Raw genomic sequence first — 20709 nt, 5'->3', positions numbered from 1 at the left:
TACCCTTGCTGCTATCATCCCGGAAGGTCTCACCTCTGTGCACACACCGCATGACCCATTACGTGCGCCGGATAACGGTACACGAACCCAGCATTCGGTGACCCGCGCCGCCCAGATTCCCGCGTTCTGCGCCATTATTGTGGCGGGCGGTAAATCTTCGCGTCTCAATCACACCCCGAAGGCCGGGCTTTCCAATGGTTCCCAGACCCTTTTGGAACGCGCGCTTGATGCCGCCGGGCAGGCACAGCTGCGCGTAGTCGTAGGCCCCGAAACCTTGCCGGTGCCATCGGATGCACTGCATACGCGCGAAGACCCTCCCTATTCCGGTCCTGCGGCGGCGCTTCATGCCGGACTCGAAAAACTCGCGGCAGCCTATGCGGCGCGCGAGAAGGCCCCTCCCGCGTGGTGCCTTATTTTGGGGGTAGATACCCCGCAGATAGCGCCCGCAGTGAAGAAACTTCTCGCGCACACAGTAGACGCACCGACCGAAACTCTGGGGTACTGGGGCGTAGCGGAGGGAGTCTTCCAACCGCTCGTTGGCATCTACCGGTTCGCACCCCTACGCGAAGTCTTTGCAGAGGGCAGCACAAACGCCTCCGTGCGCTCTTTTGTGAAGCGTCTTGCCCCGGTCGCCGTCGAGCTCGATCCCGCGCATACTGCCGACGTCGATACCTGGGAGCAGGCGCACGAACTCGGCTACAGCACCCCACGCTGGCTCGACTACTAATAACCATCAACTTCAGCAGAGGATTCCATGTCTCACCACCATCCACCCGCCGTTTCCTGGCATGAAGCACGCGAACTGCTTCACGCCGCCGCGAGCGCGCTCACCCCAACGCTGAGCACCGAGGCTCTCCCCCTGCAGGCGACCATCGGCAGGTATGTGGCGGAAGATCTGGCGGCGCGCATGCCTGTGCCGCACTATAGTTCTTCGGCGATGGACGGGTATGCGGTCGCCGGTGCACCGCCCTGGCGTCTCGTATCGCCGGATTACCCCGAGGATGCGCGCACAAACGTTCACCGTCTGGCGGTTCCGATTGCCGCTGGGGAGGCAACCCCGATTCTCACGGGTGGGCTTCTGCCCGAGGGGACCGAGGCGATTGTGCGTGAGGAGCATTCCCACCGGTACGAGGGTGCTGGTGCGCTCGGTTCGGGAATTCACTATCTTGACATGGCGGAGGGTTACACTGCCCCGAAGCCCGGAACAGATATCCGGTATGCGGGCGCGGAGCTTTCTCCCGGCGCGATTCTAAGCTCTCGCGGCGATCTTATTACGGCGCAGCGCGCGGCATTCTTGGGAGTCAATGGTTTTGACGAGCTTCCCGTGCTTAAGAACGTTCCGGTGCGGTGCGCTTTCACGGGGAACGAGGTTATTACCTTTGGTATGCCCTCTCCTGGTCAGGTTCGGGATGCGTTCGGAGGTTTTCTGGAAGTCTCTCTCGCCGCCGCCGGGTGCGAGGTGCGCCCTTCCGCACGGCTTGCGGATATTGCCGAAGAATTCCACACCTTTGTGACGACTTCGACCGCGCGCATCCTGATTTTTACGGGCGGGTCGAGCACGTCCGGGGTAGACATGGTACGGCAGACGCTTACCGATATTGGTGCCGAGTATATTTTCGAGTCGGTACGGGTGCGACCGGGGCATCCGGCGTTGGCGGCAAAGATTCCCGCGCCCACTGAGGGTATGAATGCGGGACAAGAGCGTTTGGTGCTGGGTCTTCCCGGTAACCCGTTAGCCGCGTATACGGCGTTATATTCGTATCTTCCCGTGATCCTGGCGGGGCTGCGCGGTCTGCCGATTCCGGCGCTTGATCGGGCCGAACTCGCTACAGATATTCCGCCTCTGCGCAAGCGTTCTCAGCATCGTCTCATGCCGGTGCGGGTTTCTGAAGGTAAGGCGTATCCTCTGGACGCTCTGGCCTCTCATATGCTTTCAGGACTGGCTCAGGCGACCCACTTCGCTCTCGTGGATGCGACCGGCCAGCGGGCAGGCACGCACGCGATTCTCGTACCTGTTTTCTAGCCCGCACATCGTTCTGCTGTACAGGCCAGGGTACCTAAGTACCCCGCCGTTCAGTAAAAACTTGCCGCATGAGGGAAGATATGCCGTACTCTGGGCACAGGTTCGCAAAGAGCTCTCGGTGCATCCGAGAGGCTGTATAGTGTTGGGAGATTATCTGACACGCGAAAGGACGCGCTATGGCACAGCCCAAACTCGGCGATGTTGCCGCCCGTGCTGGGGTTTCGCCCACGACGGTCTCGCGAGTGTTGAATAACCGCGGCTATTTAAGCCAGAAGACTCGTGACAAGGTTTTTGCGGCTATCCGCGAGCTAGGTTATCGCCCTAATGCCATTGCCCGTTCGCTTCAGGAACGGCGTTCGCATATTATCGGGCTTATTTTTCCGACCGTGGCGCATCCTTTTTATGGGGAAATGGTGTACCGTTTGGAGTCGCGTTTGGCGAACGCGGGCTACCGGGTGATTCTGTGCAATAGCGATGAGCAGCCAGAGCTTGAGCACCGTTATTTAGATATGCTTTTTGCCCACCAGGTGGACGGAATTATTACCGGCTCTCATTCGCAGGCCGTCGCGCAGCTTCCTCAAGTACAGGCGCCGCTGGTGGCTATCGATCGCCCCGAAACCGGTCCTTACCCCAATATTCGTTCCGATAATTATGCGGGCGCACGGCAAGCGACCGAGCATCTGATCGGCACTGGGGCGCGGCGTATACTGCACATTACCTCGACCCTAAGTGAACAGAATTTGCGGCAGAGAGGTTATGCGGATGCGCTTACCGCTGCTGGGCTATCACCGGATTTTCTGGAGCTTGGATTTCACGAGTCAGCGGAGCATCAGCGCAACATGCTGTACGAATACCTTGATGCGCATCGCGGCGCCCAACCCGTTGAGGCGGTTTTCGCATCGAATGATACCTATGCGTCGCTCGCCTTGGCTTGGGCTCAGAGCCGCCGGGTGCAAGTGCCCGAGGAATTTCAGGTTATAGGTTTTGACGGCACGGATACGGTTCACACACTTCTGCCCGAACTTGCGAGCGTGGTGCAGCCGATTGATGCTCTTGCCGAGCGTGCCGTTCGGCGTTTAACGGAGGCGATCGCAGCCGAGACCGAGGAAGATGCAGAACCCGCAGACGCTAGGGGCGGTGAGGATATTCTGCCGGTAACCCTGCGGTTGGGCGGCACGGTGCGGTCTGCACGAGATTGAGCGTTGTGCATACACCGTATCACGTGTCTAATATGCCCAAACGACCGCTCAAGCTTTAAGGTATTTCCTCTCAAATACTTCAGATAAAAATACGTGTCTTGAACCCTCGCAACGTCAGAATTGCGAGTGCTCAAGACACGCGGCGATGAATTGGGTACGTTCTATGAGGAGGAGCCGACGAGCTCCCGCATCATGAAATGTCCCTCATCGTGATGAGAGTCTTCTTCACGGACAGATACGCTGTGCTCATCATCCTGAGCGGTTTCAAGATTCATGGGGTACAGCATGCCCATATAGGGGTCTCCCGAGGCGAAGGTGCCCATAGGAATGAACCCAAGACGCTCGTACAGAGCGGCGCTGCGCGGGGTGGATGCCTCCAAATATGCGGCGGTACCGTCAAAACGGTCAATCGCGTGGCGCAGGAGCTCCGTTCCAACCCCAAGACCCTGAGCTGCCTTTCGTACCGCAATCGTGTGCAGATACCAGTGCTTAAACTTCGGACGGTACTTGTGCAGTTCACGATTCTCAGCCATCACATGCCGCATAGTACGCGGTCCCAAGATCCTCATGAACTTCGCGTTATCTCGAAGCTCTTGTTTGACATCGGTCTGCTGATTTTCGGGGGAAAGCCACAGGGCAGTACCCAAAATCTTTCCGTCGAGATCAACGGCGACGTCTACACATCCGCGAGGCATATAGGTGCCTTCGAGCTGGACTTCAAAACGTGCGCGCAGTTTATCTTCCTGCGGTTTTTCGCCCAAGACCTTGTACATATAGGGGTCGTTCAGGAACGCCTCGGTGAGCGTATCAAGAACCTGCGATATTTCTTCTGGACGAGCTTGGCGGACGGTGTACGGGGTGGTATTCATGATGATCACCTTTCATGTGGTTGGGTACTGGCTATCGGCTGGGCTGGGTTCTCATCCCCTCTCAATCTCTGCATTTTTATGCAGAAAACACTGACATATATAACGTTATCTAACTCACCAGAGGAGAACAAGGAGGTACGACACATTTCCGCACAGCGTCACACCCCGTTCAATGTAACGCGGAATTCTGCGAAACCATTGTCACCACAACGAAAAACGTGGCACCCCATCAGAGATTTTCATGATGGGGTGCCACGCACTTTATGCACCTCTGAGCGTAAATTTATGTCTCGCTCAGTGAAATCTATGCCGAAGTTTTCTCTTTGAGGCCAACCTGAAGCAGGTTGTCACCGGCAGCAACCGAGGCACCCGAAGTCTGTGCATCACGTACGGCGGTGGTGAGTTTCTTCGCGTTGGTGATGACCAGCGGGGTCACCAGCACATACCCGGCATCCTTGATGGCGGGAATATCGAACTCGGCGAGAATATCGCCGCGTTTGACGGTATCGCCCTTGGCAACCTTGGGGGTAAAGTGCTTGCCGTCCAGCTCGACGGTATCCATACCGATGTGCATGAGCAGATCCAGCCCGTCTTCGGTACGCATGCCGTAGGCGTGACCGGTGGGAAATGCCACAGTAATCTTACCGTTGGCGGGCGCCAGCAGCTTACCCTCGGTGGGTTCCACGGCGGTTCCATCGCCGAGCGCACCGGATGCGAAGGTCGCATCCTTCACCTCGGCTAGCGGCACGACGGTCCCCACCAGGTGGGTGGTGAGTTCGGTCTTCTCACCCTCAATCTCGGGCTCCTGAGCTGCCGCCGCGACGGTATCAGTCTTAGAAGCACCGTCCGCAGTGAGTACGGCAGCATCCGGTGAGGAAGCCTCACCGCGTGCCACCTTCAGGCCCCAGACGTATGAGGCGGCGAAGGCAAGAGCGGTCGTCATCAGCAAGCAGATAGTGAAGCCAAGCCAACCGGCTCCAACCTGAGGATTAACGGAGGGAATACCCAAGTATCCGGCAGATCCAAGGGCCGATGCTTTAACACCCAAAATTGCTGATAATGCTCCGCCAAGACCAGCCGAAGCTATCGCGATATAGAAAGGCCAACGCAATACCAGGTTCACACCGAAAAGTGCGGGTTCGGTAATACCCAAAAATGCCGAAGGAGCCGACGCCGAGGCAACACCTTTGATTTTCTTGTTCTTGGTCGTCAGCGCGACACCTGCCGCTGCTGCGCCTTGGGCAACATTGGAGATCGAGGCAATCACGAAAATAAAGGAACCACCGCTTGCCCAGAGCGAGGTTTCGATGGGCGGGAAGGACTGGTGCAGACCGGTTATTACGATGGGTGCGTAGAGCACACCAAAGATCAGCCCGCCGATGGGACCGGCGGCAGTGTATAGCCAGTTCACGCCTTCGCCCAGCCAAGTACCCAGCTGGAACATAGGCGGTCCCACCAGCAGGAAGGTGACAAAGCCGGTAATGAGCAGGGTCAGAGTGGGGGTGAAAATAAAGTCGATTGTGCCCTTGAGAATCTTATGGAAGAATTTCTCGATATTCGCAAGGATAAAGGAGACCAGCAGGATAGGAAGCACGGTTCCCTGGTAACCCGCCTGCTGCACCTGAAGACCGAAAAGATCCCAGTACTTCATGGGGTCTGTGCCCTCAGTGTGGGCGAGCGATGCCGCAACCTTATACCCGTTCATCAGCGCGGGTGAGACCATAGCCGCACCCATCGTTAAGCCAAGGTAGGGGTTGCCTCCAAAGACCTTAGTTGCGGAGTATCCCACAAGCACGGGCAGGAAAGCGAAAGGCGCCGCCGAAAGCAGGTTCACGATATCCGCGAAGCCTTCCCAGGCGGGGTACATTTCAATCAGGGGCTGCGGCCCAAAGATGTTCTTGGCGCGAAGGACGTTATCAAGCGCCATCAGCATACCGCCGCCGACCAGCACCGGGATCAGGGGGATAAAAATATCGGCAATGGTTTTAATGAAGCGGGAGAAGATATTTCCCTGATTTGCCGCAATAGATTTCAGAGCATCTTTGCTGACCTCGGGGGCACCTAATGCCACCATATGCTTAAAGACTTCGTTAACATCGCCGGGGCCCACAATAATCTGGAACTGTCCGGCATTCAGGAAACTGCCTTTAAGGTCTTCGTCATTGTCAATAGCACTTTGATCAACGGAATCCTGGTTCTTCAAGACCAGGCGCAGACGAGTTGCACAGTGAGCCGCCGCGCGGATGTTGTCCACGCCCCCGACATCCTGCAACACGCGCTCTGCCACTGATTTGTGGTCCACGCTACTCTCCTTTGGATTGGCATCCCGAGGTGCTGTCTGTGTTAAAGGCGGTGAAAAATCACCGTTTCGTGATATGTCAATCGCTTGACATGTTAGCATGCAGTATACCTGAAGATAGGAGCCTGGGACCATGAAATCCCAGGCTCCTGCACAATATATTTTTTCTACTTATGAAACTCCCTAATGGGGCTAGTTTTTTCGGGCATACTCCAGCGAAAGAACCTTCCCGCCGGTCAGGCGAACGCGGCGTTTCTCACCTTTGAAGAAGGTGCGGGCACTAAATACCTCTGCACCCAGCGAAGCCGCAAGCTTACCGCCCACGAAGAGTTCGGCAGCCGAGCCATCGACGAGCAGCTCGAACTGGCGGGTCTTAGCACGTTTGAGGGTGCGGCGGCGCAGGCTGCCTCCCTCGGTGTAGCGGGTTCCGCCGCGATCCATCTGCACGAAGTCCTGATCCAGTACGATACTCAGCGCCACGCCGTGCGTATCCTTAATCTTGATTTTCACGCGCTCATCGGCAACGTTCACGCGGCCGCGCAGACGGAAGACGCGCGCGTCCTTGAGCTCTTTGAGCTTGCCTTTCTCGTCTGGCTCGATTGGCTGAAGCGGCATGGCATCGTCAAGCTGAGGCACAGGATGCTGATAGAGCTTACCATCGCGCAGATGCAGTTCGCGGGGGAAGGTCATCATATGCACCCAGCGCTTCGACCAGGACGGCTGGTCGTCCTGCTCGGCATTGCCGAACCAGGCGATCATCACAGTTTCGTCGTGGGGCGCATCCTGAGCCGCTGAGATTCCGGTGCCCGAGATAGTCTGCGGGGCGTAGAATTCGAAGCCTGCATCCAGCTCGGTAAAGGGGGTTTCTACCTTGAATTTGAGGGTTTTAGGGTTGAACTTACCTACAATATAACCGCTCTGGTAGATGTTGAGGTACTTCTCCCCCATCGGCTTCAAACCTTGCGGGCTGAAGATGAGCACATCCCGTATCTCGCCGGTGACTTCGTCACGCAGCTGCAGCAGAGAAGGACACTCGAACATGTAGCATTTCTCAAGCTCTTTAGCCTTGATGCCCAGCTCGCCTTTGAATTTCCAGTCGCGGCGATCTTTCGAGGTGTACACAACCACGGCACCGGTCTTATCTTTGCGCTGCGCGCCGATGACCATCCACCATTTTCCGTCACGCTCAAATACGTGAGGGTCACGATAATGAGCCGTGTAACCATCGTGAGGACCAGAAATAAGCGGCGGAAGCTGGCGAACGGGGCTCGCATCTTTACCTGCGGTGGCAAGAATCTGGTAAGCTTCACGCTTATTCTTAGAGTCTTTGACGTTGCCCGTGTAGAAGAACTCGAAACCGCCCTTCACGCGAATACCCGAGCCCGAGTAGCATCCGTGGGAGTCGTAGCGGGTATTCGGAACCAGCGCGATCCCCACGTCTTTCCAGTCTACGAGGTTGGTGCTCACGGCGTGGCGCCAGTACACTTTGCGTTCAGGGTGAAGCGGCGAGTACTGGTAGAAGGCGTGGTAGTTGTGCCCATCATAGACCAGCCCGTTGGGGTCATTCAGTCTTCCTACCGGAGGCGCTAAATGCAGCGCCGGATAGTCGCGGTCAGATCGAACAGCAGCGCCGAAGGTATCCAGAACGTCTTGTGCCTCAAGGGCTAGGTCTCGTTCGGGGCGTGCTTTCGATGCGTTCTTTGAGGTCTTGGTTTTCTTCGGGCTCATGGTCTCGATCTTTTCAACTCTCAGATATCTGTGCTCTGCTCCCCCGGCTGTTGGCAATATACCTCTGCGTGGGGGTTCAAGCGTTTATCATACCAGCCTATGAACGCCTTCCCTAGGGTCATGCGCCTTTTATTGTCCGATGTACAGGCAGACTCAGCATCGCCACAGCTGGCGTACAGCTTAAAGGTTTTTCCGGGGTTAGATTCCTTCCTGCGTATTGTAAGAACAACACGTTTCGTGTTTAAGGATTCAAAAGCCGCTGGGCGGCGCATCCGTAGTGGATGCGCCGCCCAGCGTAATAAGAATCGAAAAGAAATCGATTACTTGAGGGTAACGGTTGCGCCTGCGCCCTCAAGCTGCTCCTTAGCCTTCTCAGCGTCTTCCTTGGAAGCACCTTCGAGGATGGGCTTGGGTGCGCCGTCAACGAGGTCCTTTGCTTCCTTCAGGCCGAGGGAGGTCAGGGCACGAACTTCCTTAATCACGGCGATCTTCTTGTCGCCAGCGGATTCGAGGATAACGTCGAATTCGGACTTCTCTTCAGCAGCGTCGCCGCCGCCAGCGCCGCCTGCTACAACTGCAACGGGAGCTGCAGCGGTAACGTCGAACTCTTCCTCAAATGCCTTAACGAACTCAGAAACCTCTACGAGGGACAGTTCCTTGAAAGCTGCAATGAGTTCTTCGATGGACAGCTTAGCCATGTGTGGCTCCTTCACTATCAGGTGCGGGTCTTGCCCGCGGTCTGGTTTATTAGTACCCTGCCCGGGCGGGCGGGTTGAAGTTTTGGTGCGTTTTCACGCGGTGAGGTGCGGGGAGCTTATGCTTCCTCCGAAGCCTCCTCGGCTGCAGCGGGGGCTGCGCCTTCCTGCTCTTCCAGCTTGACGCGCAGTGCATCCACAGCCTGGGCAACGCGGGCAATAGCAGCCTTTGCGCCACCGGCAACCTTGGACAGCAGAACCTCGCGAGATTCGAGGTCAGCGTAGCGCTTCACATCGTCCTCGGTCAGGGTTTCACCCTCGTAGTAACCGGTCTTCACGATAAGCTGGGGGTTTGCCTTGGCAAAGTCACGCAGTCCCTTAGCAGCATCAACGAGGTCACCCTTGATGAATGCCAGCGCGGAAGGACCCTGAAGCTGACCCTCAAACGAGTTGATGCCAACTTCCTTTGCTGCAATAGCAGCAAGCGTGTTCTTCACCACGGCGTATTCGGTCTCAGCACCGAGTGCGCGGCGCAGCTCCTTGAGCTGTGCCACCGTGAGACCGCGGTATTCGGTCAGGATGACTGCGTTCGAGGCTTCGAAGAGTTCCTTCAGCTCGGATACTGCAGCGATCTTTTCCTGAGTCGCCATGGTAGTTCCTTCTTCCGATTCTTGTAAGGTCGCCGAATAAGTGCAGTATTTGGGGCAATAAAAAATGCCCCGACGCGCAGACGTACGAGGCAGACAGCATGAAAATGCATCCATATAGGATGCAACTGTCACATCGGGCACCTGCGCGGGCGGCGATTTCCCGATAGGAAATCTGCTCTTATCAGAGATTATGCTGTATTTCGTGACAGTAAGATACCGAAATTTACACAGCACATAGCTCTAGACCGGCGGTCTTTGGTCTAATCATCATGACAGGTTAAATCGGCAAAAGCAAGTTCTTCCTTCCCAGAAAGCGTACCTATGCGAAAAATCATTCTTTGGCCTGTCGTTCATAAAAACGATTTTCTAGCCAGGCCTGTTCTGGTTGCTTTAGCTCATTATGCCCATGAGGCCGGTGAAGTTCTAGAACCTTGTGCTTTACAGATAGTGCCGCATATCGTCGGCAAAGATAAAACAGTGATGCGGAGGAACCTGCACCTGTACCCGTTCCCCCGATGCAAGGACGGGCAGGGCGAGCGCATCCGGCTCAAAAAATTCGAGGGGCTGCCCACCGGAAACTTGCAGAGGAACTCGCGCCGAACCGTTATGCGACGCGGCATATAAAGTCGCCTCTGCCTGCGTTACAGCACGGTAGAGTGTACCGCCCACCTGCGGGAGTACCCCCTGAACCTGCACCGGTATCGTATTCTCCACGGGATTCTCAGCTTTGACCTCCATGCGCCGCAGCGAGGTTGCACGCACATAGAGTGAAGCCCCTTCCGGAAGATGCTGCCCCTCCGTGAGAGTCAGTTCGTTCAGAGCTGGCGATGCTGTCAACCGCGCCGCCTGCAGCGTGTGCGGATTTGCCAACAGATGCTCGGGGGTATCGACCTGCACCAGGTACCCGGCATCCATGACCGCCACGCGCTGCCCAAGCTGCAGCGCCTCATTCTGATCATGCGTCACGTACAGCCCCGTGAACCTGTATTCGGCGTGCAGACGCGCAATATCCGCCCGAATACTTGCGCTTAGCTCCTCGTCAACACTCGCCAGCGGCTCATCGAAAAGAACCACAGGTGCTTTGCGGATGAGGGCGCGCGCAATACCCACACGCTGCGCCTGCCCGCCTGAGAGTTCCTGGGGGTTGCGGTGCTGAAGCTCGCCAATCTGGAGCGCATCCATAAGATCCGTATAGTAATTTTTATCGACCTTTTGGCGGTAGCCGCGCAGGGTAGTTGGAAAAAGAATATTCTTACGAACCGACAGATGCGGGTACAGAATCGGATGCTGAAAAACGAACCCTACCTGCCCAGCGCTCAACGGCTGACCCGCATAGGTAATGCGCCCGGCATTGGCTTCCTCAAGCCCGGCAATAATGCGCAAAAGCGTAGATTTACCGGTTCCGGATGCACCCACCAGCGACACCATCTCGCCCGGCTCCACCTCAAGGTCGATCTCACGCAGAACATGAGTATCCGCCCCAAAACTCTTCGCGACACCACGAATCTGAAGCCCCCCGTGAGTCGTCGTTGAGGAAGGCTGAGGTGTTGAACCTTGAGTTGTCATGCTTCTATTATGACCTCCGGCGTTCTACCCGAAAAGCAGCGCTACAGCCCGCACGTTCCTGAGGATCCGTGTTCGATGAAGCTACCGCGCTAAAAGCCTGCCGCGTATTGCCAGCATCAGCATCCCGAGCCAAAGCACCGCGATCAGTGCGGTGCCAAGAATCCACAGCGCCCAGCCAAGCTGCACGAGCTGAGAAACCGCGACCAGGTGCATTCCGGTGCCCGCCATAGCGCCCAATCCGAAGGAGAATCCCCACAGACTCATGGTGTACCCGGCCTTGAGAACCCACGGCACTAAGCGAAGCAGGAACAGCAGCTGAAGCACCCCGTAACCCGTGAGCACTAGGAAAACCCAGTCCACGTGCCCGCCATTAGCTGCCAGATAGGCATTACCGCCCACAAACGGAGGGGCAAGCTGAACCCCTATAATGCCGCGTACTGCAGGATCCAATGCAGGTTCGGTGCGCAGGCGGCCCAGGATTGCAGCCTCCACGCTAAACCACGAGAGAAGACCCATACCGAAGAACAGCATCGCCCAGTCGTGGTGCCCCAACGCCCCTAACCCGGACGCGGAGGCAAAGTTCGCGGCAACCGTTGGTAGGTAGATGACCGGGGTTGTAGCCGCAACCGTGTGCGTTCCCCGCCAAAGCCCGGCGGTGCGATACATCGAAAATGCCAGCTGCCCCAGCACACCGATAAGAATCAAAGCGTATCCGAGCGGTGCCGCATAGGGGTACGCGGATATCCCGACCTCAATGGTGGTGACCGGAACCAGCGCCAAGAAGCAGCACATCACGAGGTCTCGAAGTTCGCTCTGGAGCGCATCGCGACGGGTTATAAGTTTGACGGCAAACGCCGCGATCAGCGCCAGCCAGGTTGCCGAGGCGAGCGCCAGTATACTCTCTCCTACCCAGGACGGTACCAAATTTGCGGTGGCACCGTACCGCCACGACAACCCCAGCGCACTCGTTCCCAGCGCTACCGAAAAATAGCTCGTCGGAATAGGGAACGGTTTTGTGGTGGTGGGCGTACCCAAAGGTACGGAATGCGCGGCGGCAGTACTCATGTAATCCTCCCGGGGTATATGCACAGTATACGGCGGCGCTCGCCCCTTCGAGAGCGATGCGAAGATCGTGTGTCAGCGTTTTAACGCCACGAAACATAAGGGGAAAGAAGCTCCGTTTATTCCCGGCGGCTTCATCCAGAATAGATATGTCGGCAGAACCGCTGGGAAATACCATGGGAGCGGAAATATGGATCGGAAGCGTGTTCCTCTAAGCCTGCTTTAGGCTGGGTGGTTCTTCTACAAATCTTGTGGGATACGGTGCCAGAATAAAGAAAACCCGCCGCCCGTGCGTGCAATACGCATGGGCGACGGGTTCTTTCACGTCTGAGAAGCCCACAGGCTTCCTAGAATCCCAGCCTTAGGCTGCAGCCGAAACTACGGATGCGGGATCAACCGGAATACCGGGGCCGAAGGTGGTCGCAACGGTAGCCTTCGAGATGTAGCGACCCTTAGCCGAGGAAGGCTTCAAACGGTTGATCTCTTCCAGAGCGGCGTTGAAGTTCTCTTCCAGCTGCTGAGCAGAGAAGGAAGCCTTGCCGATAATGAAGTGCAGGTTCGAGTTGCGATCAACGCGGAAGTCGATCTTACCGCCCTTGATGTCTGCAACAGCCTTCTCAACGTCCATGGTCACGGTGCCGGTCTTGGGGTTCGGCATGAGGTTACGGGGACCCAGAACCTTACCTAGGCGACCAACTTTGCCCATCATATCGGGGGTTGCAACTGCCGCATCGAAGTCGGTCCAGCCGCCAGCGATCTTAGCGATCAGTTCGTCCGACCCCACGAAGTCAGCGCCCGCTGCCTCAGCTGCGGCAGCCTTATCGCCAGCTGCGATAACAACCACGCGAGCGGTCTTACCGGTGCCGTGGGGCAGGTTCACGGTGCCGCGAACCATCTGATCGGCTTTACGGGGGTCAACCGAGAGGCGCAGAGCCACCTCAACGGTTGCATCAGTTTTAGCGGAGGAAGTCTCCTTCGCCAAGGCTACTGCCTCAGCGGGGGTGTAGAGTTTACCCTCTTCAATCTTGGCTTCAGCCGCCTTGTACGCCTTGCTGCGCTTTGCCATCTGCTTATCTCCTTATGCAGTTGTGGTCTCGTGAGCCGCGCTCGACTCTGCCACATCCCACGCTCAAACGTGGGCATTTACAAGTTAAAATGCGGAAAACCGCGGTGCCGAAAACGGCTTAATTACTCGACGGTAATACCCATGGAACGAGCGGTACCGGCAACGATCTTAGTTGCGGCGTCTAGGTCGTTCGCATTCAGGTCGGGCATCTTGGTCTCAGCAATTTCGCGTGCCTGAGCCTCGGTAATAGAACCAACCTTCGTGGTGTGGGGAACAGCCGAGCCCTTAGCAACGCCAGCAGCCTTCTTGATAAGCTCAGCAGCCGGAGGGGTCTTCGTGATAAAGGTGAAGGAACGATCCTCGTATACGGTAATTTCAACGGGGATCACGTTACCGCGCTGCGATTCGGTAGCAGCGTTGTATGCCTTGCAGAACTCCATGATGTTCACGCCGTGCGAGCCCAGTGCCGGGCCGACGGGCGGAGCCGGGTTAGCGGCGCCTGCCTGGATCTGCAGCTTAATAAGGCCGGTGACCTTCTTCTTGGGAGCCAATGTTAGGTCCTTTTCTTAGCTGGGAAACTGACGTACAGGAGCGTACGCCAGCAGACGGTGACCGTGGCGCGGTCACCCGTGCGGGCGCATGAAAGCGTGAGCATGCGCATACACAAACGAATATTCTAGCGTTAAAGCCGCTTTTAATCCACTGGATTTTCTTGCAACGAGCCTTTTAGCCGAGGGCTTGCTCTCTAGGATGCAGAGACGAAGTGCGCACCTGACCTGGTTAGCTTGGAGTGCACGCAGGTTCAGGAAAACTCTTGGTTATCACAGAACTCGAAGGTGTACCGTTTTTGCGGACGACGGTACACCTTCGTATCTATGAGCATGATGTTACGACTAAAGCACGGTGAGCGTGGAAAAATGGGGCTTCCACTACTGCTCACGATAACAGCTACCCAGGGTTATTTTTAATGTTCTGCAGTCGAGAAAGCATATCTGCACGTTGTTCTTCGGTCAAAGGAGCAGGAGCGTTTCCGCGCTGAGATTTGATGGTATTTACACGATTAATCAGCTCTGGAATGCGGGGATAGTACACGCCGGGACATAACCTACTAACGACATCCCGATGTCCGATGATATAGAGCGTATGTCCAATCTTGGTTTCAATATCTACGATAAGTTCGGCAAGGGTTGCAAAGTCATCGGAGTCGGCCTCAGGGCGGTTCTCGACTCCGATTGAGGCAACGTTCATATTCCAGTTACCCGCATGAAGCGCTACATCCTCGTTTTCTGCGATCTGCGCTACGCGACCGCCCTCCGAAACATAGTGTGCGGAAACTTTATTGTTATTTTTGCACAAAAAATTCACATTGCTATCAAAAGACAGTCCTTTTTTATCATCCCACCAGTGAACAACAAGGAAGAAAATATCGTTGACCTGGCGGTAATTTTTATGACGATTCTCGGTTTTACGGTTCGTCAAAAGCTCATAACTCATCTATTTCTCCTTATCTCTGTCCGCTCACATGGCGAAGCGATTTTCAAGGCGGGAGTATTCTCTATGGCAGACACTACCCACCCTGCCATTTCACCCTTCCAGATGCAAGGAATTTATCATGCTAATATATAACGTTTATTCGGTGAGTATCCTAAATTTTTAGAGTTCTCTTAAACATAATGAAAGGCTCTTTATTCAATATAAAGAGCCTTTCATATAGTGAAAAACAAAAGATTAGATCTTTTCGATCTGGTTGAATTCCAGGGTCACCGGAGTATCGCGCTCGAAGACCGAGATCAGGGTTACGACCTGCTGCGACTCCGGCTTGATCTCGGAGATAGTAGCATCCATGCCCTCGAACGGGCCGGACTTCACGCGCACGTTCTCGCCCACCGTGTAATCGGATTCCACCACGGGCTGCGGGGTCGGCAGTCCCTTGCTCTGCTGGTCTTCCTCGAACACGGGCAGGAGCATGTCGAAAACTTCATCCATGCGCAGCGGCACCGGGTTGTATGCATCCTGACCTACGAAACCGGTTACGCCGGGAGTGTGGCGCACCACGCCCCACGAGTGGTCGGTCAGATCCATACGCACCAGCACATAACCGGGAACACGCACACGGCGAATAGTCTTCTTGACCGTGTTCTTGTACTCGACGACGGTCTCCATCGGAACCTGAACCTCGAAAATTTCGTCCTCGGCCTCAAGGTTCTGGATGCGGGTCTCGATACCGGTTTTCACCTTGTTCTCGTAACCCGAGTAGGTGTGCACCACGTACCAGTCACCGATCTGGCGGCGCAGCTTCGCTTTGAACTCTTCGAGAGGGCTTACAGTGCTCTCATCGGGTGCGTTCTCGGCAGCGACGGGCGCATCGGCGGTTTCTGCCTCAACAGACTCGGTATCAACCGCAGCCTCGACTGACTCAGTCTCTTCAAGTTCGGGTACCTGTTCCTGCTCGGACACGTCGCTCCTACTTTCTTTACATCGTGAATCTAACCCCACACCGGGGGCTCAATAAATAGTACGGGTATAAGCGCGGATGCGCCTTATGAAGACTATCGCCCGCCTTGATTAGGTGACAGAGTTCCGTTACCGAATACCCAGAAGGATCCCTGACCGAAAACCCAGTCAAGCCCCGAAATGAACAAAATCATGAAAACGACAAAGAAGAGAACGCCAAAGAAGTAAATAGCGAGTTCTTTGCGAGTGGGGGTGGTAACCTTTTTCAACTCCGAGATAACTTCGCGGAGGAAACGGAACATACGACCAAAGACGCCAGGTTGAACGTCATCAGAAATATCTGTATCTGTGGTCTTCACAGTGGCAGTTTTAGCCATTTTCGCTGCCCCTTTCTACGTCTAGTTGCGCATCCTATACGATGCCAGAACACTTCATCGAGGCACTAGCAGGGCGGACAGGACTCGAACCTGCAACCTGCGGTTTTGGAGACCGCTGCTCTACCAATTGAGCCACCGCCCTTCGAAGCATAAACTTCGTCGGTCGTGGATTACTCCACGTGTTTACATCCTCGAATGCCTCGTAGCCGTGGGCCCACGAGGAGGCAAACTAAAACACCCTCATGGGGTGCTGAGATAACTCTATCCTAAGCCTCGCGTCTTTGGCAACTTTCTACACAGTATTGGAGGCAATATTTTGTGCTTTTCGGGCTTCGCACTTAAAAAATCTTGCACATACACTTTCTCCACCCCCTCAATGTTCTCTATGCTTATAAGAAGGGCTCGACGTGCTTCACACACGCACCGCCGAGTTTCACTTTAGGAGAGATACTTCACGATTCCGCCTGCCGCGTAGAGCCCTCTCGAAGGCGCACGGCGGAATAACTATGAAAGCGAGTACATTCACATATGGCGCGCATATCCAGCCGTATCGGCGCAATCGCACCCTCAGCAACCCTTATCGTCGATTCCAAAGCTAAAGCACTCAAGGCAGCCGGACGTCCCGTAATTGGTTTCGGTGCCGGTGAGCCCGATTTTCCTACGCCCGCACATATTGTTGATGCTGCCCGCGAAGCCCTCAATGATCCTAAAAACTTCCGCTACTCCCCCGCCTCGGGTCTGCCCGAACTCAAACAGGCTATCGCGAATAAAACCCTGCGCGATTCCGGCGTTAAGGTCGATCCTTCTCAAGTACTTATTACAAACGGTGGTAAGCAAGCGGTCTATGAAGCCTTCGCTACCGTGATCGATGACGGCGACGATGTTCTGCTCCCCGCCCCGTACTGGACAACCTACCCCGAGTGCATCCGTTTGGCGGGCGGCAACCCAATCGAGGTTTTTGCCGGAAGCGACCAGGACTATAAGGTCACCGTCGAGCAACTGGAGGCGGCATACACCCCAGCGACGAAAGCGCTCATCTTTGTCTCGCCTTCTAACCCCACCGGCGCGGTGTACACCGAGGAGGAAACTCGTGCGATCGGGCAGTGGGCGCTTGAAAAAGGCGTCTTTGTGCTAACCGATGAAATTTACGAACACCTGACCTACGACGGCATTGATTCCGTTTCTATACTCAAGGTTGTTCCCGAACTTGCCGATACCTGCGTTATTCTCAACGGCGTGGCGAAAACCTACGCTATGACCGGTTGGCGCGTGGGCTGGCTTATCGGGCCCGAAGATGTGGTCAAGGCGGCTTCTAACCTTCAGTCACATCTGACCTCGAACGTGAACAATATCGCGCAACGTGCGGCTCTAAAGGCTCTCACCGGATCGCAGAATGACGTTGAGGAAATGCATGCCGCGTTCAACCGCCGCCGCACCAAAATTGTAGACGGACTAAACGCTATCGACGGGGTTCATTGCCCCAGCCCGAAGGGTGCCTTCTACGCCTACCCGGATGTGCGCGGGCTTCTTGGCAAAGAAATTGCGGGTAAACGCCCCCAGACTTCTGCCGAGCTCGCCGAGCTCATCCTCGAAGAGGCGGAGGTTGCGGTGGTTCCCGGTGAGGCTTTCGGTCCTAGCGGTTATCTGCGCCTCTCCTACGCACTGAGCGATGAAGACCTAATGGAGGGTATCTCTCGTCTGCAGAAGCTACTCGGTTCCGCACGCTAAACCTAGGCGTTTTTGCGGTCCTCAAGAGAGTAGTTAAGCACTTCTGATCGCACCGCATACATCTCATGCAGAGGCACCCGTTCTGACTTGTACGCAAAGTCCGGCGGGTGCCTCGCATATGCTTTGTAGGTTCGGAGTGAGGAGCTCAAGGTTTTTACTGAACGTTCTCTCATGATCGCGATTATTACCCGAGCTTTGGTTATCCCATGGAGCGAACAGAGAAACGGCTTTCTTGCCTAAAGTCTTGCTTTTCTGGGTTACACCCCAGATACCACACACTCTCTCGGCAGCCTTGAAATACCAACTCGTCTACAGTTCTCTTCCGATAAGATGCTTTTCCGCGCTTTGAGTATTTAAAACCTGAACTTTAATGCCGTTTCGTGGCAAAACACAAGTAATTCCACAGCTACCCACATAACCCAAACGCGGCTAAAATAGTATCTAAGAGGATGGTCTCCCGAGCTCGCGCATCCACTGCACGACGCTGGCGGAGACCATATTTTTACCCACGCGCAGAACACCCAACACGCGCAGACATAAGGAGCCATCATGAAAATCGGTCTGCTTACCTCCGGAGGCGATTGCCCCGGTCTCAACGCCGTTATCCGCGGCGCAGTTCTCAACGGTGTCAAAAAGTACGGCTACGAATTCGTCGGTTTTCGTGACGGGTGGCGTGGCGTAGTCGAAGGCGATTTCATGGACCTTCCGCGGCAGAAGGTACGCGGTTTGGCGTCCCGCGGCGGCACTATTATCGGCACCTCGCGCACCAACCCCTTTGATGGACCTAACGGCGGACCCGAAAACATCGAAATTATGATGGAACGCCACGGGATTGACGCCATTATCGCCATCGGCGGTGAAGGCACTCTCGCCGGCGCCAAACGTCTGGCGGATGCGGGTTTGCCCGTCGTCGGTGTGCCCAAGACCATTGATAACGATCTGCGCGCCACCGACTACACTTTCGGTTTTGACACCGCTGTTTCTATTGCGACCGAGGCTATGGACCGCATCCGCACTACCGGCGAATCGCATCACCGCTGCATGGTCGCCGAAGTGATGGGCCGCCACGTAGGTTGGATCGCGCTGCACTCCGGCATGGCTGCGGGCGCGCACGCTATTCTGATTCCCGAAGTCAAGGTTTCAATGGACGAAATCTGCCACTGGGTGAAAGAAGTACACGATCGTGGCCGTTCCCCGCTTGTCGTGGTTGCCGAGGGCTTTATTCCCGAAGGCTTTGACGAGGTTCTGGCGAATAAGGGCACGGAAAAGGACGGTCGCCCCCGCCTAGGCGGTATCGGTGAATACCTCACCCAGGAGATTGAGGAACGCACCGGAATCGAAACCCGCAACACTATTCTGGGCCATATTCAGCGCGGCGGCGCACCCACCGGCTACGACCGCGTGCTGGCGACCCGTCTGGGTATGGGCGCCGTCGATATGGTGCACGAAAAGAAGTGGGGCATGATGGTCTCGGTTCAGGGCACCGAAATCAAGTACGTACCTCTTGAAGAGGCTCTGGACGGCCTCAAGTCGGTACCGCGAGAGCGCTGGGACGAGGCTGCAGTTCTCTTCGGCCGCTAAGGGCTCGGTGACAGCTCTCCTAGCACAGACAGAACGCAGCGGGTGCCCGATCAGAACATTTCTGACCGGGCACCCGTGTTTTATACGCTTGAAGGTTCGTTAACGCTTGAGGAAGTCTTGTCCCGCAAGGGATTTGCGGGCGATTTCGCCAGCCTCGGGAGAGACGATGAGGGTCTGTGCTGCGGCATATTCGGTCGCAGGAGCTGGGGCTTCATCGGTTGAAGCCTCACTGGTATCTACCGCACGCAGAGGTGCCGCAGGGTCCACGGCCCGCTTGATGACGGCGAGCGCTATGGGACCCGCCTCATGATGCAGCGCCACCGAGGTTATGCGCCCCACTGCACGGGGTTTACCCTCTACGAAGAGTTCGCTGCCCGCTGCGGGTAGGGTGTGCTCAGAGCCGTCAAGGTCGAGAAAGACCAGGCGGCGCGGCGGATGCCCCAGGTTGTGCACACGCGCGACGGTTTCTTGTCCTTTGTAACATCCCTTCTCGAAGTGCACGGCAGTGCGGGTGTAGTCCAGCTCTTGCGGAATGGTCTTATTGTCGATCTCGGTGCCTGCGCGCGGGCGCCAGGCTTCGATGCGCAGTGCCTCCGCCGCCCAGACGCCCGCCAGCTGAGCGCCTTCCGTGAGGGTGGCGAGCTTTTCGCGGGGAATAATGCTCAGGTACCGTTCGTAGTCGATGCCGGGATGCGCATCAGGCGTTGCGCTGTAGTGGTAGCCGCCTTCGACGAGTGCCGTCCACGGGTCGCGCCATATCAGTGCATCCGCAAAGCTCGGATGGATAGCGCCCTGTTCTCCGCGCGGGTTTCGGGCGGTCTCGATGACGGCATAGTCGCCGCTCATGTTTTCAATATCGACGCGGAGCATGAACTTCATGCGGTTCAGGTAGTCGGTCAGCGGCTCCGCCTGTGCACCCTCGACAATAAGCCAGAGCGCTTGCCCGTCCTCGACGGTGGCGGGCGCATATTCGATGCGTCCCTGCGGGGAGAGTAGTAAAAATTCGCGGCTGTCCCCCGGGTTCATGTCGGTCAAAATCTGGGATGCAAGGGAGGTGAGCCAGCTGGCGCGGTCGGGGCCGGAGACCCTCACGACGCCGAGGGAGGAACGGTCCACGACTACGGGTTCTCCCGTAGTGGCTCCACGGTCGTGGGCTAAGGAACGCTGTTCGGCGAGGGGGTTGCCGTAATGCGCCGCGATGCCCGCATCCGGGCCGTCTGCGGCGAAGGCACCGTGCACCTGCATGAGGGGGCTGAGTGTGGGGGTGTATTCGGGCGCATCGGTGGCGGTATTCTCGGCGGTGCTCATGATGTTCCTCTCGTGCTGTCTTTATCGTGAGTGGCGGTCTGGCGGTCTGTAAAGCCCGCATACCGCAGCGGAACGGCGGGTATGCGGGCTTTACTCTGCGTGGA

At 56.3% G+C, this 20709-nt stretch carries 18 protein-coding genes and 1 tRNA gene; 5 read left to right on the top strand and 14 right to left on the bottom strand.

The annotated features are described in order from the left end of the window. The first annotated feature begins 37 nt into the window (after positions 1 to 37). From HMPREF2554_RS03195 to HMPREF2554_RS03185, 3 genes are all read left to right on the top strand, one after another. Positions 38 to 727, top strand: coding sequence for a molybdenum cofactor guanylyltransferase (locus tag HMPREF2554_RS03195; protein WP_246825989.1), 690 nt, complete (start codon positions 38 to 40; stop codon positions 725 to 727). Between the two features lie 27 nt (positions 728 to 754). Further along, positions 755 to 2023, top strand: coding sequence for a molybdopterin molybdotransferase MoeA (locus HMPREF2554_RS03190; protein WP_070554004.1), 1269 nt, complete (start codon positions 755 to 757; stop codon positions 2021 to 2023). Between the two features lie 176 nt (positions 2024 to 2199). After that, positions 2200 to 3222 (top strand): LacI family DNA-binding transcriptional regulator, encoded by a 1023-nt coding sequence (locus tag HMPREF2554_RS03185; protein ID WP_070554003.1) that lies wholly within the window; start codon positions 2200 to 2202, stop codon positions 3220 to 3222. A gap of 161 nt (positions 3223 to 3383) precedes the next feature. On the opposite strand, the gene HMPREF2554_RS03180 is transcribed toward HMPREF2554_RS03185, so the two are convergent. The 13 genes from HMPREF2554_RS03180 to HMPREF2554_RS03120 form a co-directional block, all read right to left on the bottom strand. Continuing rightward, entirely contained in the window at positions 3384 to 4091 is a 708-nt protein-coding gene (locus tag HMPREF2554_RS03180) for a GNAT family N-acetyltransferase (RefSeq protein ID WP_070449071.1), read from the bottom strand. A gap of 304 nt (positions 4092 to 4395) precedes the next feature. Then, positions 4396 to 6393 (bottom strand): sucrose-specific PTS transporter subunit IIBC, encoded by a 1998-nt coding sequence (locus HMPREF2554_RS03175; RefSeq protein ID WP_070554001.1) that lies wholly within the window; start codon positions 6391 to 6393, stop codon positions 4396 to 4398. 189 nt (positions 6394 to 6582) lie between these two features. Further along, positions 6583 to 8118, bottom strand: a complete 1536-nt coding sequence (locus HMPREF2554_RS03170) for a glycoside hydrolase family 32 protein (protein WP_070553999.1) — start codon at positions 8116 to 8118, stop codon at positions 6583 to 6585. A 320-nt stretch (positions 8119 to 8438) separates the two neighbouring features. Next, entirely contained in the window at positions 8439 to 8816 is a 378-nt protein-coding gene (gene rplL / locus HMPREF2554_RS03165; protein ID WP_004005325.1) for a 50S ribosomal protein L7/L12, read from the bottom strand. Positions 8817 to 8932: 116 nt separating this feature from the next. After that, a complete protein-coding gene (rplJ, locus tag HMPREF2554_RS03160; RefSeq protein ID WP_004005327.1) occupies positions 8933 to 9463 on the bottom strand; it encodes a 50S ribosomal protein L10 in 531 nt (176 codons plus the stop codon). A gap of 438 nt (positions 9464 to 9901) precedes the next feature. After that, the gene (locus tag HMPREF2554_RS03155) at positions 9902 to 11029 is read right to left on the bottom strand and encodes an ABC transporter ATP-binding protein (RefSeq protein ID WP_070553997.1); all 1128 of its coding nucleotides are present in this window, start codon (positions 11027 to 11029) and stop codon (positions 9902 to 9904) included. Positions 11030 to 11110: 81 nt separating this feature from the next. Further along, a complete protein-coding gene (tehA, locus tag HMPREF2554_RS03150) occupies positions 11111 to 12094 on the bottom strand; it encodes a dicarboxylate transporter/tellurite-resistance protein TehA (protein WP_070553994.1) in 984 nt (327 codons plus the stop codon). Between the two features lie 358 nt (positions 12095 to 12452). Then, positions 12453 to 13157 (bottom strand): 50S ribosomal protein L1, encoded by a 705-nt coding sequence (gene rplA / locus HMPREF2554_RS03145; RefSeq protein WP_070522381.1) that lies wholly within the window; start codon positions 13155 to 13157, stop codon positions 12453 to 12455. Between the two features lie 122 nt (positions 13158 to 13279). Continuing rightward, positions 13280 to 13708, bottom strand: a complete 429-nt coding sequence (gene rplK, locus HMPREF2554_RS03140) for a 50S ribosomal protein L11 (protein ID WP_004005333.1) — start codon at positions 13706 to 13708, stop codon at positions 13280 to 13282. 397 nt (positions 13709 to 14105) lie between these two features. Then, positions 14106 to 14651, bottom strand: coding sequence for a peptidoglycan recognition protein family protein (locus tag HMPREF2554_RS03135; RefSeq protein ID WP_004005334.1), 546 nt, complete (start codon positions 14649 to 14651; stop codon positions 14106 to 14108). 234 nt (positions 14652 to 14885) lie between these two features. Then, a complete protein-coding gene (nusG, locus tag HMPREF2554_RS03130) occupies positions 14886 to 15614 on the bottom strand; it encodes a transcription termination/antitermination protein NusG (protein ID WP_037231160.1) in 729 nt (242 codons plus the stop codon). A gap of 92 nt (positions 15615 to 15706) precedes the next feature. Beyond that, positions 15707 to 15988: a preprotein translocase subunit SecE gene (secE, locus tag HMPREF2554_RS03125; RefSeq protein ID WP_004005336.1), complete on the bottom strand. Its 282-nt coding sequence runs from the start codon at positions 15986 to 15988 to the stop codon at positions 15707 to 15709. Between the two features lie 69 nt (positions 15989 to 16057). Beyond that, positions 16058 to 16130 (bottom strand) — tRNA-Trp (locus HMPREF2554_RS03120). A 386-nt stretch (positions 16131 to 16516) separates the two neighbouring features. Between HMPREF2554_RS03120 and HMPREF2554_RS03115 the strand changes: the two genes are divergently transcribed. Both HMPREF2554_RS03115 and HMPREF2554_RS03110 read left to right on the top strand, forming a co-directional pair. Beyond that, positions 16517 to 17716, top strand: coding sequence for a pyridoxal phosphate-dependent aminotransferase (locus HMPREF2554_RS03115; RefSeq protein WP_070553991.1), 1200 nt, complete (start codon positions 16517 to 16519; stop codon positions 17714 to 17716). A gap of 549 nt (positions 17717 to 18265) precedes the next feature. Beyond that, positions 18266 to 19297, top strand: a complete 1032-nt coding sequence (locus HMPREF2554_RS03110) for a 6-phosphofructokinase (RefSeq protein ID WP_013397654.1) — start codon at positions 18266 to 18268, stop codon at positions 19295 to 19297. 99 nt (positions 19298 to 19396) lie between these two features. On the opposite strand, the gene HMPREF2554_RS03105 is transcribed toward HMPREF2554_RS03110, so the two are convergent. Next, entirely contained in the window at positions 19397 to 20605 is a 1209-nt protein-coding gene (locus HMPREF2554_RS03105; RefSeq protein WP_013397655.1) for a CAF17-like 4Fe-4S cluster assembly/insertion protein YgfZ, read from the bottom strand. Positions 20606 to 20709 lie beyond the last annotated feature (104 nt).

The organism is Rothia sp. HMSC071F11 (assembly GCF_001809115.1).
Classification (GTDB): Bacteria; Actinomycetota; Actinomycetes; order Actinomycetales; family Micrococcaceae; genus Rothia; species Rothia dentocariosa.
The sequence above is the reverse complement of the archived record's forward strand: the minus strand, read 5'-3'. Positions and strand labels throughout refer to the sequence as shown.